The organism is Paenibacillus sp. FSL H8-0259 (assembly GCF_037963255.1).
Lineage (GTDB): Bacteria > Bacillota > Bacilli > Paenibacillales > Paenibacillaceae > Paenibacillus_AQ > Paenibacillus_AQ phytohabitans.
The window spans coordinates 6,098,974-6,117,660 of sequence record NZ_CP150147.1; the positions used below are offsets into that span (position 1 = coordinate 6,098,974).

General features: G+C 44.4%; 12 protein-coding genes. All 12 read right to left on the bottom strand.

Going from position 1 to position 18,687, the window contains the following annotated elements:
- Nucleotides 1-77: 77 nt before the first annotated feature.
- The 12 genes from NSU01_RS26105 to NSU01_RS26160 all read right to left on the bottom strand — a co-directional run bounded on the left by NSU01_RS26105 (nt 78) and on the right by NSU01_RS26160 (nt 18,684).
- Entirely contained in the window at nt 78-974 is an 897-nt protein-coding gene (locus tag NSU01_RS26105) for a carbohydrate ABC transporter permease (RefSeq protein ID WP_042139105.1), read from the bottom strand.
- 13 nt (nt 975-987) lie between these two features.
- The gene (locus NSU01_RS26110) at nt 988-1,938 is read right to left on the bottom strand and encodes an ABC transporter permease subunit (RefSeq protein ID WP_042139106.1); all 951 of its coding nucleotides are present in this window, start codon (nt 1,936-1,938) and stop codon (nt 988-990) included.
- Nucleotides 1,939-2,170: 232 nt separating this feature from the next.
- The gene (locus NSU01_RS26115; protein ID WP_042139107.1) at nt 2,171-3,139 is read right to left on the bottom strand and encodes a LacI family DNA-binding transcriptional regulator; all 969 of its coding nucleotides are present in this window, start codon (nt 3,137-3,139) and stop codon (nt 2,171-2,173) included.
- 231 nt (nt 3,140-3,370) lie between these two features.
- The gene (locus tag NSU01_RS26120) at nt 3,371-7,897 is read right to left on the bottom strand and encodes a GH32 C-terminal domain-containing protein (RefSeq protein WP_083705515.1); all 4,527 of its coding nucleotides are present in this window, start codon (nt 7,895-7,897) and stop codon (nt 3,371-3,373) included.
- 274 nt (nt 7,898-8,171) lie between these two features.
- Complete coding sequence (locus NSU01_RS26125) at nt 8,172-9,176, bottom strand: LacI family DNA-binding transcriptional regulator (RefSeq protein WP_042141479.1); 1,005 nt, start codon at nt 9,174-9,176, stop codon at nt 8,172-8,174.
- A 299-nt stretch (nt 9,177-9,475) separates the two neighbouring features.
- Entirely contained in the window at nt 9,476-11,731 is a 2,256-nt protein-coding gene (locus tag NSU01_RS26130) for a GH32 C-terminal domain-containing protein (protein WP_076243830.1), read from the bottom strand.
- 39 nt (nt 11,732-11,770) lie between these two features.
- Nucleotides 11,771-13,003: an MFS transporter gene (locus NSU01_RS26135; RefSeq protein ID WP_042139110.1), complete on the bottom strand. Its 1,233-nt coding sequence runs from the start codon at nt 13,001-13,003 to the stop codon at nt 11,771-11,773.
- Entirely contained in the window at nt 13,000-14,784 is a 1,785-nt protein-coding gene (locus tag NSU01_RS26140; RefSeq protein WP_076243831.1) for an amino acid adenylation domain-containing protein, read from the bottom strand. The genes NSU01_RS26135 and NSU01_RS26140 overlap by 4 nt, the downstream gene beginning before the upstream one ends.
- 28 nt (nt 14,785-14,812) lie before the next feature.
- Nucleotides 14,813-16,060, bottom strand: coding sequence for an ATP-grasp domain-containing protein (locus NSU01_RS26145; protein WP_042139112.1), 1,248 nt, complete (start codon nt 16,058-16,060; stop codon nt 14,813-14,815).
- Nucleotides 16,057-16,305 (bottom strand): acyl carrier protein, encoded by a 249-nt coding sequence (locus NSU01_RS26150; RefSeq protein ID WP_042139113.1) that lies wholly within the window; start codon nt 16,303-16,305, stop codon nt 16,057-16,059. Before NSU01_RS26150 ends, NSU01_RS26145 begins: the two co-directional genes overlap by 4 nt.
- 14 nt (nt 16,306-16,319) lie before the next feature.
- Nucleotides 16,320-17,585, bottom strand: a complete 1,266-nt coding sequence (gene lysA, locus NSU01_RS26155; RefSeq protein ID WP_076243834.1) for a diaminopimelate decarboxylase — start codon at nt 17,583-17,585, stop codon at nt 16,320-16,322.
- Nucleotides 17,575-18,684, bottom strand: coding sequence for a hypothetical protein (locus tag NSU01_RS26160; RefSeq protein ID WP_042139115.1), 1,110 nt, complete (start codon nt 18,682-18,684; stop codon nt 17,575-17,577). Before NSU01_RS26160 ends, lysA begins: the two co-directional genes overlap by 11 nt.
- Nucleotides 18,685-18,687: the final 3 nt, after the last annotated feature.

An 18,687-nucleotide genomic window follows, 5' to 3' on the forward strand; every position in this document is an offset into this window, starting at 1 on the left:
TTTACAAGCGAAAATCATATAATGTTTTCAGTTTCATCCGATTTCGGACATCCCCCCTTTCAAGACCCTGCCTAGTATCATCCCTTAATTGAGCCGATCATCACGCCTTTAACAAAGTACTTCTGCAGGAACGGATACAAAATCAGCAACGGCAGACTGGATACCATGATGACACCGTATTTAATCAGTTCTGTAACGCGCATCTTGGCTGCATAAGATTCCACATCGATCATCATGCCCGAACTGACCTGATTCTGAACAAGGATGTTGCGAAGCACTAATTGTAATGGATATTTGTTCCCATCATTCAGGTAAATCAATGCGTCGAAGAATCCGTTCCAGAATCCGACCACATGGTACAGCACCATTACTGCTAGAATGGATTTGGATAAAGGCAGTACGATACTCCAGAAAAATCTGGTGTTGGAGCATCCGTCAATGGAAGCCGCTTCCCACATCTCATCTGGTATGGAGGACTGAAAGAAGGTTCTTACGATGATGACGTTGAATACTCCGCCAGCCCCGGGAATGACCAGTGCCCACATCGAATTCAGCATGTGAAGATCCTTGATCAGCAAGTAGGTTGGGATTAGCCCCCCGCTAAAGAACATCGTGACCAGCAAAAACCACATAATTATAGATTTTCCAGCCAGATCCTTACGAGCTAACGGATAAGCAGCGAATACCGTCACAGCTACTCCAATTAACGTTCCCACTGTTGCATAAAGTATTGAATTCCCATATCCGATCCATATGGAGGAATCACTGAAGATTCGCTCATAACCATCCAGAGTAAAGCCTTTCGGGAACAGCCAGACCTCACCTGAGTAGATATAATTGGGGTCACTGAATGATGCTACCAGAACAAAATACAACGGGTATAATATAAGCAACATAATGATGGTCAACAAAATGTAGTTGATAATGTCAAACCATACATCCCCACTGCTCTTTCTCTTTGTTAATTGGTTCAAACTAAACTCCCCCTTACCACAAACTGGTTTCTGTCATTTTTTTGGCAATCCTGTTAACTGTGAAGATCAAAATAATATTAATAAGGGAATTGAACAGGCCGACCGCTGTAGAAAAGCTATATTGAGCCTTCTGAATCCCCATTTCATACACATAGGTAGGAATGATATTGGAAGTGGCATAATTTAAATCACTCTGCATCAGGAACGCTTTCTCAAAACCGATGCTCATTATATTGCCTAGTGCCAGGATCAGCAGGATAACAATTGTCGGTAAAATGCTTGGGATATCCACATACCAAACGCGCTTCCATTTGCTCGCTCCATCCACAATGGCCGCCTCATGAAGTTCAGGATTAACACCGGCCAGGGCAGCAAGGTAAATAATGGTGGCGAAGCCTGTCTCCTGCCATATCCCAGATAAAATATACAGAGGACGGAACCAGCCTGCATCGGCCATAAACAGAATGGGATCTCCACCGAGCCAGGTGATGAAGTGATTTACAATCCCACTATTTGGAGACAGAAAAACATTTAGCATACCGACCAGCACAACGGTAGATATAAAGTGCGGAGCATAAATCACGGTCTGTACAAATTTCTTGTATGTCTTACCCAGCATCTGATTCAGCATAATGGCGATGATGATTGGAGCCGGGAAACCAAACAACAACGAAAGGAAACTAAGTGAGAGCGTATTCGTGATGATAGTCCAGAAGTTATAGGAATTGAAAAAATCTTTAAAGTGCTGAAAGCCTACCCATTCACTACCCCAGATCCCTTGACTTGGTGAGAAGTCCTTAAAAGCAATTTGCACCCCGTACATCGGATAATACTTAAAAACGAGGTAAAGAATAATGATCGGCAATAAAAACAGATACAGTTCGTAGTCTCGTTTGAACCTGCTCCATGTTTTGCGTTTTGGTTTGATGATGGAATGATCCACCCCGCTGGTTGTAGAATTCACGATTATTCTCCCTTTCAAAAAAAGTAATCATATTTGAAACGTTTCCAATTTATCTTGAAAAACATCGTTTGGAAGACCTGTAGCCCGGATTAACCGGATGTGTGATGTTATTCGTTGTCTAATCTTAAATAAAATTTACATTGTCGTTTTGAAACGTTTCCAATTTATCTTGAAAAACATCAGTTTGTAGATAATTATACAGGATGCGCTGAAGTTTTCCGATCCTCATGGATCATGTTGTTTCTCCTTGCTTGAATATAACAGGTATGCGATACACTTGGCTTTCTAAAGGTAAGCCTTCAATCTTGTTATAGAGAAGTCTGATTGTCATCCGTGCCATCTCTTCTACCGGCTGCCGGATCGTTGATAAGATCGGATGAAAATAGGGATTATCCTGAATCCCGTCATAACCGATAACCTTCACATCTTCTGGAATACGAATCCCCTGCCTGCGTGCGCTGTCTATATAGTGGGCAGCCAACATATCAGTAATGGCAAAAATGCCATCAACATCGCCATGCTTGTTGATGAACTCGTTAATATAGGCATTCTTATCCACGATGGGATCCGGCTTTTCGTAGATTACATAATCGATTCCTAAAGCCTCAGCCTCATGAATGAATCCTTGCCTCCGGTTCATGGTTTCGCTGAATACGGAAGTGACACTTCCCATAAAAGCCGGTTTCCGGGCTCCCGCTTTCACAAGCTCCCTTAACGCCAATCGGCCACCTTCATAATTATCCGATGTTACACAGGTGATCTTCTTGTTGAAGTGCCGGTCAATGCTCACAATAGGAATGTCATTGCTGACATTATTCTCGATATCGTTATAAGTTATGCCAACAATACCAGCCACTTTGTTCTGCCGGAGCATATCCAGATAATACAGCTCCTTCTCAGGTTTGCCACCGCTGTTGCACAGCATAAGCTTGAAGCCTTCCCGGTCCAGTTCATCCTCAATGTAATAAGCCAATTCTGAGAAGAATGGGTTCCAGATGCTCGGGAGCAGCAACGCTACCATCTTGGATTTTTGCATCTTGAAATTCCGGGCCACTTCATTAGGAAAATAATTCAGTTCTTGTATGGCTTCCTCTACTTTTTTACGTGTCTTGGGTTTTACAGCGCCGGAGTTATTAATGACTCTGGACACGGTACCTACAGCAACGCCGGCTAAGTTAGCTACATCTTTAATACTTGTCATTTAACACCCCCAAACTCTCTATGAAAATTATAATAGCACCAAATTGGAAACGTTTCAATATTTATTTTGAAACGTTTCCAATTTGGTGAACTTCATACAGAACAGAACACATCTCCAATAACCGAAGATGTGTTCTGTTTAATATATCTGCTTATGGAACACCCTTACACGTTAAAAACTCTAGTAGTTTATCGTTGCATAGAAATTAACCCATGAGCTGCTTTTTTAATTCTAATTCACAAGTACCGGCACGTTCACATCATCCACATTAATATGGCCGAAACCTCCAGTAGCATTGTCGACAATTTTAATATAGCAATCAGTCCCTACAAAAGAAGCAGCCTCCCAAGTAATGCGGCTATAAGCCTCATCGCTATTGCCTGTCGCTTTTAGCAGCTCAGTGCCATCCGACGCCCGGACCAAAGCAATGTATAAATTATTGATATCGTTCCCTCCGCCGATCAGAAAATCAATCGTTCCATTACCGCCAAGGGTAAATGACACAGATTTCAGCACCCCTACCTGAGAATCACCGCCATCCTTAAACCCCCAGAGATGATACGCACCGCTTTGATTAAAGGGCCCTCCCCATCCCCAGCTCGTATCCGCTGCAACATCCGCATCACTGAACGCATTACCACTTACAATAATCCATCCGCTCAGATTTCCGCCCTCAAAGTCGTGGTTAGTCAAACTGCCAGTCTCCTGTGCAGCTTGGGTGGTTGCTGTGACACTGTTGCTTGCTGCCGAGATATTTCCCGCAGCATCCTTTGCTTTGACCGTATAGACATAGGGTGTATTGGTTGTCAGTCCGCTATCTGTATAGGTTGCTGTTGTACTAGTAGCTACCTGTACTCCATTCCGGTAAACCAAGTATCCAGTTACTCCTATATTATCTGTTGAAATCGTCCACCCCAGGGATACAGAATCCTTAGTTGTGCCGGTTGCTGCCAGATTCATCGGAGCTGCCGGAGCTTCGGTGTCAGCAGCTCCACTGCTGACCGGAACGTTCACATCGTCCACATTGATATGGCCGAAACCTCCAGTAGCACTGTCGACAATCTTGATATAGCATTCCTTTCCAATATAAGCAGCTGCATTCCAAGTAATACGACTGTAAGCCTCATTGCTGTTGCCTGTCGCTTTTATCAGTTCAGTGCCGTCCGATGCCTGAACCAAAGCGACATATAAATGATTGATATCATTCCCTCCGCCGATCAGAAAATCGATAGATCCGCTGCCACCGAGGGTAAATGTAGCAGACTTCAGTACACCTACCTGAGAATCTCCCCCATCCTTGAACCCCCAAAGATGGTACTTGCCACTTTGATTAAACGGTCCTCCCCATCCCCAGCTCGTATCCTCCGCAACATCCGCATCGCTGAACGCATTACCACTTACAATTGTCCAGCCGTTAAGGTTACCGCTCTCAAAGTCATGGTTTGTCAAACTGCCAGTTACCACCGCAGCCTGGGTGGTTGCTGTCACGCTGTTGCTTGCTGCGGAGAGATTTCCCGCCTCATCCTTTGCTTTGACCGTATAGAGATAAGCCGTAGCTGCTTCCAGCCCGCTATCTGTAAAAGCGGCTGTCGTACTCGTCCCTGCCTGAACTCCATTCCGATAAATTACGTAGCCGGTTACCCCTACGTTATCTGTGGATGCCGTCCAGCTAAGGGATATGGAATTCGATGTGGTCCCGGTCGCTGCAAGGTTCTTAGGTGCTGTCGGTGCTTCTGCATCAACAGTTCCACCTTGAACCGGGACATTAAAATCATCAATATTAATATGGCCCCACTCATCCGTTCGTTCATCGACTATTTTGATATACATGGATGTACCTATATATTGGGTAGCATCCCAGTATCTCTTGGTGTACCCTTCCGTAACGCCCTTGGTGCTCGGCCAGTTCCAATAGCTTCCCGGTCCGCTTGACCTGAAGAGCTCTTTCCCGTCTGAAGCACGTACAAAGGACACATATAATTTATCAATATCAGACCCTCCGCCGATCAGGAAGCTAACCTGGCCGTTGCCTCCGAGTGTAAAATCCTTAGACTTTAATACTCCGGTGGCAGCATTCCCACCGCTTAATTGCCCGGATAGGTGGTAATTACCCTCATGATTATACGGTTGGTTGTTTCCGAATACCGCTGCATTTGTAACCCCCGCATTAGTAAAGGCTGTACCGCTTTCTATGATCCAACCCTCTAAGTTACCGTTTTCAAAGCCGCTGTTTGAAACTTTCCCAGCTGGCGCCGCAATAACAGTAACTAAGCGTGAAGCTGTTTTGGCGCCGTCTCTTGTTTGGGCCGTAATGGTTGCAGTCCCGACGGATTTACCAGTAACCACTCCGTTAACTACCGGCGCGACTGAGGTGTTGCTGGAAGTCCATATTACATCTTTGTTCGTAGCGCTTGCCGGTGCAATTGTAGCATTAAGCGTTTTTTTGCCGCCTACGGCTACCTCCAGATTTGCAGGACTCAAGCTCACACCACTGACTGCCACTGGGTTATATGCAGAATTCATTGCCCAAACCTTAAGTGACTTAACAACGATTGAGCTGGTGTTTGCATCTCCCCACAATTGAAGACCTTTGGCATCCGCTCTGGTAGAATAAGTACGCGTAGTAATAGATTTAAGTCCATTCAAGTAAGATTCAACCATGGATTTATCCAAATATACGTGTAGTTTGACATTCTCACTGCCGATATCTATAGTACCTTTTTGGATACCCTTATTTTGACCGGCAATCGTCTTTGTTCGGTCGACACCATATTCTTTAGTACTGTTTTTGTAATAAATTAATGTCTCTTCTTCGTTGTTAGGAGATTTTCGAACTTTGATTCCTACACTATCAGCAGAACCGCGGCTCAATTCCATTTCAATCTCCACCGTATCGCTTTGAATGGAAGAAAGGGCAGCATTGGCTGAAGCAAAACTCGTATCTGTTGTAATATTTACAAGTTGCTGGCCTCTTAAGGACTGCAGCTCGGAGATGGGATTAATCCCCAATTTGCCATCCGGGCGAAGCGAAAGTTCTACCGGCAGACCGGCATTATGTGCCCAACCTGCATCGGACTCTTCCTGAGAGTTCCTTTCCCCTTGAGCAATGGTGAACATAATATTACGTCCTGACTGCGGATCTTTAAAGCCGCTTGGACCTGTAAAATGAAAATCTCCAAAATCCATTAATTGAGGCTTGGGATCATCAGGTGTGAACTTCGCCGTAGAAGCATTCCAAGTACCAATCCAATAATACACCTCCACATTCGCTCCGCTTCCGACCGGGCTAATAGCCAATAAATGCTTGCCGTTTCCCAGAGACATCATAACCGGCATTTCCCATACGCCGCCTAACTCCGGATATGTTGACGGATTGGTTTGATAGATTGGGCCGCGATAGGTCCAATTCATCAGATTAGAGTCTGTTGTGGAATAGACTGCTGCAGATCCACCCTGCCCATCATAACCCGTTCCTACCAGCATAAACCAGGTTGAACCCTCTTTGAACACATACGGGTCTCTGAATTCTCCGAATTTCCCGTATTGCTGGGCAACAGCCAGCTTCGGCTCTTTTACCCATTTCTTCAAATCGTTATCGCCATCCGTCTGAACCGTACTACGGGCAACTCCTACGTTCTGGTTGCTGTTAAGGTACGCTCTTGAATCATTGCCGGCAGTGAAGAAAAGAGTAGGATTCCCTGCATCATCAATAACTGCGCTTCCACTCCAGTCACCATCGGGATCTACCTGGAACAATTCAGGTGACAAGGCAGGCTGCAAGTTTCTCCAGTGTACCATGTCTTCGCTGACCCAGTGGCCCCACTGTATATTATGCCAATAGGGTCCATGCTGGTTATTCTGATAGAATAAATGGTATTGTCCATTATAATATAGCGGTGCGTGGGGTTCATTCATCCAATGCCCTGGTGCAATAGCATGATAAATAGGGCGATAGCGGTCTCCATCGTAGACATTTCTGTCAAAACTAAGGTTTGGTGTCGGCAGGTTTCCTCCAAGGGCTGACATGTAGCTCTGATAGGAGTTTTCCGCTTCAGCATTTGTAAAGGCTCCGTTGTATATTTTCACTTCATCAATGAGTCCGTTAAACATATGCAAAGGAAATACAGCAAGTTGAGTGCTTTGGTTGTTTTTTCCGATGAATAGCTGATTCCCTGACGATGTGATTGTGGAATTTGCAGGAATACTGCTCTTACCCACTTGACGACCGTTAAGGAACAACTTCATAGTACCCGCAGCTCCGTCAACAGTAGCTACGAGATGAGACCATTCATATCTGGGTAGAGGTTCATAAGACCAAACCTCATACCATTGCCCACCCGAGCCAATTTGAAAAGACCAGGTTCCATGCCGGAACATTCCAAGGACAAAACCTTGTTTACCTGGTTTATCGTGCTGATTAACGATTGCTGAGAGAGTACCATTGTCACCCCATTCATAGGCTCTGGGAGCAACCCAGGCTTCAATCGTCATACTCTGAGAAGGAGTGGTGATCGGTGAGTGTGTCACCCAATTCGAGTACCCGTCAAATAGCAGGGCTTTGTCAGATATCCCGTCATTACGCCATAACGGGTCATTGGAAGGTTTGTAAACCGCATTATTGAAAATATAATTAATAGAATCATTTGAATTGCTGATGTTTTCTTTTGTCGTTTTCCCGCTTCCTTCATTAAAGCTCCATTCTGCAATTTTAGAAGTTGCAGCTTCGGCTTTTGGTATAGTGATCCCATATGGCATCATTAACAAAGCGGCAAGCACAATAACCAATATCCTAATTGATTTTACTTTTTTCCCCACATAATTACCTCCTTATTTTTTCATTTCATTCTTCTTCCTACTTGGTAATATACTTTGAATCCCCTCCCTTAAGGCACTGTAAATCTATAAATACAATGCGGCAGGCATCACCACCTCTCAGCTTGGATTCAAGCAAATAAATATAATGATACCGCTTACAAAATATTAAAAATAAAGAAATCGTTTGCGTAATCGTTTACTTAACTTATAAAAAAAGTCAGAGCGATTGTCTGACTATTAAATTCGCTTTTAAGCGATGTTCTTTCTTTACTAAAGTGTCATCTTCAATTCTCTGCAGTATGACCTCAGCTGTTTTCACACCAAGTTGAAATGACGGTTGTTGAATAACGGTTAACGGAGGATGAGTGACTTTGGTCCATTGAACATCATCGAATCCAACAACGGCCAACTCGTCCGGTATACGAATTGAATGTTCTTGCAAATACGCCATTGCTCCCATTGCCATCACATTATCCGTTATAAAAATTGCTGTTGGATTCTTCTCTAACAAATCCCCCACCTTGCTATACCCATTCTCAAAACTCACATCGTCAAAACAAATCAATGAATCATCCAGTTCCAGACCTGCGTTTATTAGTGTTTCAGAATAACCTTCATACCGTTCAATCGTTGTCGTTACTGAAAGTGGACCGGATAAAAAGGCAATTCTTTGGTGCCCTTTGTCTAGAATCTTTTGTATTGCGTTCATACTTGCAATCTTGTTGTCAATAAGTACGGAATCTCTTTCACAATGATCAGGGACCCTATCAATATAAACTACAGGATAATCACCAAACAATTTTTCGTAATCGCATTCTCTACTGGCTGGAGCTAGAATCAGTCCGTCAATCATTTGTGAATCAAACATACCGATCTCTTTGTCTTCCACTTCAATATTGTCACTGGAATCACTCAAGATAAGATGATAGCCCCTTTGTTTCAATACGCTTTGAACTCCGGCTGCTACGGACATGAAATAAAAATTTGAAGTTTCAGAAGCAAGGAGTGGAGCAAGAAATGCGATAATATACGACCTGCGGCTGCGTAATGATCGAGCTACCGAATTGATTCGGAAGTTCAACTCATTCATTGCAAAATGCACCTTTTGTTTCGTCTCATTGGACACAAAGCGTGTCCCGTTAATGACGTGTGAAACCGTAGCCGTTGATACATTAGCCCTGAGAGCTACATCTTTAATGCTGACATTCTTTTTCTCAGTCATCTGAATTACACCTATCTTATTTCGCATTAAGCATCCCGATACTTCAATCGTAATTCCTTAGCGTCATTGAAGTAAACGATTACTTACTATATAATATATTTTCACTACAAGGTTTTGTCAAATATTATGACCCTCGAGTGATTTTTCGATAAGTCTTGAAAAAGTCCCCTTACAGTAGCAGATATATTTCAACTGTCTACTGTAAGAGAAATAAATCAAACTGTATTTTCTTGCCCCTTGCTGCCGCAGTTTCTATTCTAGGATTGTTGTAAGCTTGTAAAATTCAGCCCTTAAAGTGTCTAGCTCTCAAACGCAGGTTTCATTTCCCAGACCTCCAGCGATTTTACCGTTAGGGTACCGGCGCCCCAGATCTGTATACCAAGAGCATCCTTACGGCTCGGATAAACGCGAGTCGTCAAGCTTTTCAATTCGTTGGCGTAAGCCTCTACCATAGAACGGTCCAAATAAATTTGCAGCTTCAGATTCTCGCCGTCCAGCTCCAGAGTTCCGCCTTGAACACCTCTATCCCAATCAGCCAATGGGTCAAGCGATGATTTGTTTCTGTCCACGATCAAAGCCGCTTCCTTCCTGTCATAATAGAGTAACGTTTCTTCTTCACCACCGGGGGAGCGGCGAAGTTTTATTCCCAACTGTGTGCACGCTCCCGCCTCTAATTCTACCCGTATCTCCAGCATATCGCCTTTGATATCTTTTAATAGATTATTGGCTTCGTCTAATGGTTTATCTTCAATTAATATGAGTTGTCTTCTGCGAAGCAGTTCCAGTTCTTCGATAGGCATTATTCCAAGCCGCCCGTCCTCGCGAAGGAAGATGCTAAGGGGGATTCCTGCATTGTGGGCATATCCGGAATAATAATTAATCTCTGAAGTTCTGACTCCCTGGGCAATGGTAAATATGAGCTTACGTCCCGTCTTTGGATCAACCATACCGCTAGGACCCGTGAAATGGAAATCACCCAGATCGATCAACTGCGGTTCTTCATGATCTGGAGTAAATCGCATGGCAACTTTATTGAAAGTACCTATCCAGTAAAAAACTTCAACGTCTGCTTCAGGTCCCAGAGGGCTAATAAGCAAAATATGTTTTTCTATTCCAGTTTTGTCCTGACCAAGCGGAAGAAATACAGGCAATTCCCACATACTACCGAGAAATGGGTATTTCTTAGGATCGCTTATATAAAAGGGGCCTTTGTACTTCCATTGAATCATGTCCTTTGACGTATAAGCGAGTAGCGATCCACCCTGGCCGTCGGTGCCTGAACCGATCAGCAAATACCAAGTGTCTCCGTCTTTCCAGACGAAAGGATCTCGGAAGTCGCCATAATAGCCCTGTCCTTTCTCTTGAACGATGACAGGAACGGGGTGTTTCTCCCAACGGACCAGATCGTTATCACCGTCTTTTATAAAAGTACTTCGCGCCAGCCCTACCCGTTGGTTCGGAGTGGCGCTGTCGTCACCGGCAGTATAGAACAGCGCCGGAACACCGTTCTCGTCATAAGCGGAACTCCCAGACCAAACGCCATCTGGGTCCAGGCCATTCTCCTCCGGAGCAAGTGCCCATGGAAGATCCCGCCAATGCGCCAAGTCATTGCTAACCCAATGTCCCCAATGGATAGTATGCAAATATGGCCCATGCGGATCATGCTGATAGAACAAATGATATTGCCCATTAAAATAGATAGGTGCGTGCGGCTCATTCATCCAATGCTGCGGTGGACTGAGATGGTATTGCGGACGGTGCCTGTCGTTGGCAAGCAAGCAGCGGTCCAGTTTAATATCATCGTACGGAATCGCTGGAATCGCACCTCCGTAAGGAGTCACATATTCCTGGTAAGACTGTCTCACTTCCTCTGCCGCAAGAGCTCTATTGTACATTTTCAATTCGTCAATCATGCCACTGTACATGTTGAGCACATATGGTGTATCGCCTAATAGGAAGCCCTTGTTATTCTTGGCAATCATTAAATCCCTGTTGCATGGTGTAATTATGGTGTTAGCAACAATTGATTTGGTCGCTACCTCTTCACCATTCAGATATAGCTTCATCACGGCATTCCTGCTGTCAAAGGTTGCAACAATATGAGACCATTGATTCAGGAGAAGTTCATGTCCATCCGCCCAAATCTCAACCCATTCATTATTTAATCCTACTTGCATAGACCATTGTCCATAACGTAAGATTCCCAAGATAAACCCTTCATTCTTCTCGCGGTCATGTTGATTAACGATGGGCGAAAGCCTTGATTCTATGCCTCTTTCATAAGTACGGGGCGCCACCCATGCCTCTATGGTAAGAGCGTCCTGCAGGATAACCATTTTCTCCGCCGGACGAGCGATCCAATTGGAATAACCGTCAAACATCAGCGCATTTCCGCTGATTCCTTTTCTCCTCTGAGGGTCATGCGAATCGTTATAGCGCGCTTCGTTTAACACATACTCAATCTTATCACTGATTCCGGTAACGTGATCTAACGCTTCCTTTCCACTTGCTTCGTCAAAAGACCAATGGCTGATTAATCCTTGTTTGTTTTCCATCCGCAAAATTCCCTTCACTGTATATTGGTAGAGGACACCTTAGAGGATATTCATCCCTTTCGCCTCTGCCAAGGTTGTCTTCCGGAACAAAGGTGCAGTAATCAAAAGTCCAACTCCAAAAAATGCACCGGCTAACAGGTACATCACCATAACTGACAACTGATCCTTAAGCCATCCTGACATGCTCATCGTTATCAGCATCGAACCCATAAAGAGAGGAGACAGTAGGCCATTTACTCGACCGATATAAGCTTGCTCTGTATTTTTCAATATCAAAGTTTGAACCGCTACCTGAAAGCCAGGTGTAACCATACCTATGAAAAATTGAGCTAAGAGTGTAAGCCACATAAACGTCGATAGACCTGAAATCACCATACACAGCGCATTGACCGCCAAACCGACAGCAAGTAGAGAGCGGGCCTGCATGAATTTGCTCAACACTACCGTTAAGGCTCCTCCGAGAATCATTCCCATACCGTTCAAAGAGAGCATCCACTGTAAATATTCCTTCGGCAATCCGAGTCTATCCGTAATGAGAAAGATGCCCAAAGGCTGGATAAACCCGATGCCAAGTCCGGTAAAACAAAAGCACGTTCCTAATATAAGTAATATTTGTCTATCCTTAATATAATGCAAGCCTTGAGCCATTTCAGTCCTGATGCTATTCGAATGTTTCATATTGTCGATATTAACGTCTGCTGGCAGCAAAGATAAGACCGTAGCCGATAGAAGGAAACAAACTGAAACCAGACCGATAGAAACCGATATGCCGAATTGATAATAACATAGCGTTCCCAGTACCGGTCCGAGTAACGTAAAGACAGCAATCACAGACTGGAACATGGACATTCCAGATTGAAGTTGATCCTCCGGCACATGCTTCTTAAACAATTTCATACTCGATGGCTGAGAGAATTGTGACAAAATTGATGAGACCAGCGTTGCTAAAAAAATGACCTTCCATGTACCAAGCAGCAAGGCCAGCAGAACAAACGCAACCGAAATCGCACTGCCTATATCGCACCAGACCATCGTTTTTTTGGGTTTCCATCGGTCTGCCCATACGCCTCCTATAAAGGAAAAAATAAATATAGGCGCAAATTCAGCAACAGATATTAAGGATACGGCTAATGCGCTTCCATTCGTCTTCTCCATAACAAACATCAAAACCGCAAAGTTTCTGACCCAAATCCCAAGCTGCAAAAAAGTTATTGATAACAAAATCCCAATCATAAATCGATTTCGCAGCAGCTTGCCCATCCCTGTCTTCATAAGTTCACCCTACCGAGACTACGATTGGCCACATACTCGGAAAACTGTCCTACCGTCGAGGATTTCATTTTTTCCCAATCTGCGCTTTCTATTTCAAGTCCGAACTCGGTCTCGACTCTGACTAAAAGACGCATGAAATCAAGCGAATCGAGTCCTAACTCGGCCAAGGCACCCATGCCTACCGTATGCTCTGAATATCCAGCGCCTTGATCCTGTATTTCATTAAGAATTTCAAAAATCCGGTTAGCAACGGGCTGACTACCTGCTTCAAGGTACATTGTATTGTCTTTGTCAGCTACCTGTATGGGATTCGGGAGCGCAGCGAAGTCCGTTTTACCATTGAATGTTAGAGGGATCCGCTCGATCCTTATCAGAAATGCAGGGACCATATATTCGGGTAATGTACTGGATAGATGCGAATGAATTGCCCCTTCATCAATCGTCCCGTCAGAAACGTAGTACACACACAGTGAGGGTTTTTCCCGGATATGAACGAGGTTCGCCACCGCATCGTACACACCACTCACTTGTGTTAGTTGGTACTCAATTTCACCTAATTCGACCCGATGCCCTCTCAACTTTACCTGCCTATCGATTCGGCCCAGATAAACAAGCTGGCCGTCTATATCAACATTCACAAGATCACCCGTTCGATAAAGCCTTTTCCCTGGGTACGCCGGATGCCTGATAAATTTTTGTGCTGTCAGTTCAGCCTGATGCAAATAACCTCGGGCCAAGCCTGCACCGGACACCAAGAGTTCTCCTTCGTAGCCTGTAGGACAAGGTTCCATAGTATCAGTGACGATATGTACCTCGACGTTAGGGATGGGAAGACCTATTTTCACTTCATTATCCGAACCGCTAAATTTGTATACCGTTGTACATACGCTATTTTCCGTAGGCCCGTATTCATTGAATAGATCGGCTTGAGGCACAACTTGATAATGCTTCTTCACAAGCGACCTGGAAAAACCTTCTCCTGCAACTGTCACCTTCTTCAAGCTTTGTACAGCATCCGGGCATTCCTCCAACAGTACCTTGTATAAGCTGGGTACCACAAGCAAGTGAGTAATCTGGCGACTTGTCAATACGTTCCGGACATAATGCAGATCGTTCCTCATGCTCTGCCGGAGAAGAACCAAGACTGCTCCGGATGCCAGCCCCGTGAATAGGTCTTCCACAGAGCTGTCGAAAGATAGCGATGCAAACTGAAGAACGTAATCTGATTCGTTGAGCTTGTAATATTCTTTTCTCCAGGCTATCGTATTGGAAATAGCCCTATGCTCGATCATCACGCCCTTCGGCTTCCCCGTAGACCCAGACGTATAAATAACGTATGCTAAATTTTCAGGTTTGCATAAAAACCTTGACTGCATTTCTTCTGAGGACCAATCGATTGAATCCGTCATAAGAATTCCCAGCGTTCCGCGTAACTGGTTCAATACTATACTGGAAGACAAATTCGCCATTACAATACTTGCACCACTATCCCGAATCATGAAGATTGCCCTTTCCTCCGGGATTGCCTTGTCAACGGGCAAATAAGCACCTCCAGATTTCAGTATGCCAAGGATACAAACAATCGCCTCTATGGAGCGCTCCATATAAATGGCAACGACGTCTTCCGGCCCGATGCCTTTGTCCCGAAGGAGAACGGCAACTTTATTGGCTCTATTGTTTAATTCCCCATAGGTAAGCTCTTGTTCCTCATCAATTAAAGCGACTGACTCTGGCGTTCTGAGCGCCTGCTCTTCAAAAAACTCGTGTAAACATTTCTCCAAGGTTTTCTCTCCCTATATCCGAATAGTCTTAAGAGAACGAAAATCGCTCCAATCCGTTCATTGTCCGTTCGACCGTTTCAAGGTCATTACCGTATACTAAAAAGAAAATGCGGTAAACGGTTTTGTTTGCATCAGCGGTTTTGGAAAAATTGTAAATCAGAAAGGAATCGCGGCTTGCAATTCGGGTCATGGCTGCGCAAATCTCATCGAACCCGTAAGTTACCGTGCTTTCCCCGCGGATGAAACGACTTATAATATAGCGATGCTGTTGCCGAAGCCTCCAAACCAGAGGCAACAAGTACGTCACTTGGGTGAACCTTGCATTGATCTCGATTACAGGAATGAGTTCGTCTTTATCGTCTATGATGGAGTCAACACCGGCAATGCCCGAATAACCCATTTCCATCAGATGGTTTCCCAGCTTCAGCATGCTGTCAGTATAGCTCTCCAGCACAGCGTTTTCGTAGATTGGTGCATAATCGCTCCCCAAATAAATACCGTACTCATCTATTTTCTGCTCAGTTATGCCCAGTAATGTGACATGTCCAGCTTCAATCAAAAGCTGGCAGTTCATTGATCTTTTTATCGGATGCCACCCTTCCAGCAAAAGCTCAAAATCTTTCCTGCGCCTTCCAATAAATTGGAGCATATGGGTGAATGAGGTTTCATCTTTGATGATCCGCATTCCTTTGCCAGACGATCCGAACGGGACCTTCAATACCGTTTTCTCAAATCCTTGCTTTCGCAGCATGCGGTATTTCTGAATTAATTCCTCCTCGCTTGTACAAAAATCCCCTTTAGTCAAGTTAAAACCAATTTCTGCAGCTAAACGCCTCGTCTGGAATTTGTCGTTAATATGCTTGACCAGCAAAGGATCGGAACCATATATGCTAATATCATTACGGTATGCTTCCGCGCAGATAGCCTCATTTACAATATAGGGAACAAGTAACGACTCTCTCCCATATCGCATGTCAGACCAAGGTAGTGAACTGGTGCCGCTGATTTGGCGAATCACGGGAATCTCAATGCCGTGCCCTTCCAGATATGAGATGAAACGTTCATCCGGATTATGGCGAAACAAGAGGGTGTCGTCGCGCCTCGACAAGAAAATCATCTGTTGCTCCTGTTGAATGACCAACTCCATCTGACTATGATCCTGCATAGATGGAAACACGCGGCTGTCGTTCCATTCCTGCTCCTGATTAATGTTATAGAGCCAGTGCACATCCTTCTGCTCTTCGTGAAAACGAAATATGCTGAATGGCGACTTCATTCTGCAAGCGCTCTCTTTTCTTCCACCTTAGCAACTATTTTTCTGACCGTGTCAAAGTGCTTCAATAATAGTTCCTCATCTTCGAATGCAATATTAAATATCGCTTCCAATTCAACAACTAAGCCGACAGCGCTCATAGAGTCGAGGCCTATTGATGCAAGATCCGCATCTGGATCAACGACTTCAGTAATTTTCAACAAACTGCCCACAATTGCTGTAATGTTTTCTTCTAATTTCACGTCCACAATATATCGCTCCCTTATATATCCTTCGGTAAATATTGATGGCGAAGCAGATCTGAGACATCACCCCGCTCTCGGATGACAGAAAGTTTTCCATTAGCCACTAATGCCTCTAGGGGTGTAGGATGGCCTAAAAATTGCAAGGGACTATAAGACAATCCGTACGCGCCTGACTTCAACAGCATAATATAATCCCCTGCGTTAGCTTCTGGCAATTCGATATCCTTAGCCAAGCAATCCTCCGGTGTACATAGAGGTCCGACAAGGTTTACTCTTTCCAGGTTTCCTTGTGCAGGGGTACCATTACTTCTCACGAGCCGGACCGGAAAGTTGTTTCTCATAGTCCTTCCTCTGAAGGTTGAGCTGACATGATGGTGCATTCCGCCGTCGAGGATGAGGAACTTTTCGCCCTTAGATTCCTTTACGTACAACACACGCGCTACATAAGCTCCTGACTCTGCAAGCAGAAACCGTCCGGTTTCAATCATAAAACGTGTTTTGGGAGAATGTTGGAGGTACTCCGCTACCAATTTATTTGTTTCTCTGCAGACATGCTCAATGTCCAATTCTTTCTCATGTGAGAAGTAGGGAACTCCGAATCCTCCTCCCAGATCAATGAACTCGAAGTTCAAACCGTGCTCTATCTGTAATTCCTTAGCAAGGTTTATTGTATAATTAAATGCTTTGATGATCTGATTGCTGTCTAAAATTTGGGTTCCTGAGTATATATGAATACCCTTGAAGCTAATGTTAGGCATGCATTTAAGCTTCTTGACCATTGCAGTAAGCGAAGATTCATCAATCCCAAACTGTCTGGGTAGGCCTCCCATTCGAATCGCCGTATTCACAATACTCATATTGGGATTGATCCGAATTCCAATGCCGGCGGTAAACTTCCTCTCCGCTGCCAGCGCTGCGATCCGATCAACCTCGTCAAACGATTCTGCATTGATGCAATAAATTCCGTATTCCAAGGCATTTTCGAGCTCTTCTGCCGTCTTTCCCGGACCGGAGAAAATGATCCGCTCCGGCGGAAATCCAGCCAAACGCGCCAAATGCAGTTCTCCCATAGAGGCAACCTCAACGCAGCTCCCCCACCTGCGAAGCCGCGCAGCCAAACTTATGTTGTTGTTCGCTTTCAGTGAAAGTCCAATATCTACGGATGGATGTAAAGACATCCTCAATTGATGGTAACGATCGTGTAGGACTTCTTCGTCGTATAAATAAAGAGGCGTACCAAGCTCCTGCGCCCATTTTGCAATCTTGCAATCCTCAACCCTCATATAATGAACCTGCCGTTTCCCCAAATTGTGAATCCAGTCCGATTCCCACCACTTCAAGCGCTTCTTGCAGCACTTGGACATCTAAAGCTTCTGCCCTAAGCAGCATCTCAATCATACGATCCAGATGATGTTTCAAGCCTGAAAAATTATATTTCGACATCCAGAAGTAGGCCTCGTTCAGGTAATCGACTACCAAAGCCGCTTGTTCAAGCAAACGATCGTTCGTCTCAATAAGAGTTAGGTTCTGCAAATAACGAAGCCGAATCAAGAAACCGCTTTTATTCTCAACAAATTTTTTCATACCGAGAAGGATATGCTTGTCCATCAATAAGGATGGATGCTCGTAAAGAATCGTCCGGGCAAGTTCGGCAAACCCTTTATAAATAGAAATCCCAGTCCATTCCAGACACTGGAGTTCTCCTCCGGCCAGCGTTCTTTCCTTGATTTTCCTCTCTGCACCAACTAGACTGTTTTCTATCGATTCATAGATTTTGTATAAGCGCACAGGCTGTGCAGATGGTGATTTTAAACGAATAAGAGTATAAGGCATTTCAAATCTTCCCAGCCATCTATAAGCTTTGCGATCATCCCGAACCTGCTTAAGGGCAAACTCAAAGCTGGTTTCCAGCTGTTCAAAAGGAATCTCGAGTATCGACCAATTATCATTAAGCAGAATCAGTACGTGCCATACGCGGCGCAAGCTGTCATAACCGCATATCAAAAACTCATGGATCACATGTTCTCTCAGATAATACGGCGTTTGCTTCAGATAAAAATGATCGCAGGCGATCAACACATAGTTGTTTCTGTCGATAGCATCCTTTGTAAACGAACAAAACTCGCCTTTACCGGGCATCACCGTAACTGTATCCAGCATACGACCGTAAAACCAATTCATATCGTAATATTCCAGTCGGTAGTATTGGACCCAGAATTGATCAATCGGAGCGCCGAGACTAAAACCCATTTCAAGTTCAATAAACCTTTCCATAAACCATGGCTTGAAATGCTCTTTCGTCATTAAAGGGGCAAGCCGATAGACATGCCAGCAATCATTAGTTATACCTGTAGATAAATGTAGCGGCAGTATTTTTCTCATCTT

Coding starts and splice junctions, on each gene's coding strand:
- NSU01_RS26115 (WP_042139107.1), bottom strand. CDS start 3,139: ATGACAAGTATTAAAGATGTAGCTAACTTAGCCGGCGTTGCTGTAGGT.
- NSU01_RS26120 (WP_083705515.1), bottom strand. CDS start 7,897: ATGATGCCATATGGGATCACTATACCAAAAGCCGAAGCTGCAACTTCT.
- NSU01_RS26125 (WP_042141479.1), bottom strand. CDS start 9,176: ATGACTGAGAAAAAGAATGTCAGCATTAAAGATGTAGCTCTCAGGGCT.
- NSU01_RS26130 (WP_076243830.1), bottom strand. CDS start 11,731: ATGGAAAACAAACAAGGATTAATCAGCCATTGGTCTTTTGACGAAGCA.
- NSU01_RS26135 (WP_042139110.1), bottom strand. CDS start 13,003: ATGAAGACAGGGATGGGCAAGCTGCTGCGAAATCGATTTATGATTGGG.
- NSU01_RS26145 (WP_042139112.1), bottom strand. CDS start 16,060: ATGAAGTCGCCATTCAGCATATTTCGTTTTCACGAAGAGCAGAAGGAT.
- lysA (WP_076243834.1), bottom strand. CDS start 17,585: ATGAGGGTTGAGGATTGCAAGATTGCAAAATGGGCGCAGGAGCTTGGT.
- NSU01_RS26160 (WP_042139115.1), bottom strand. CDS start 18,684: ATGAGAAAAATACTGCCGCTACATTTATCTACAGGTATAACTAATGAT.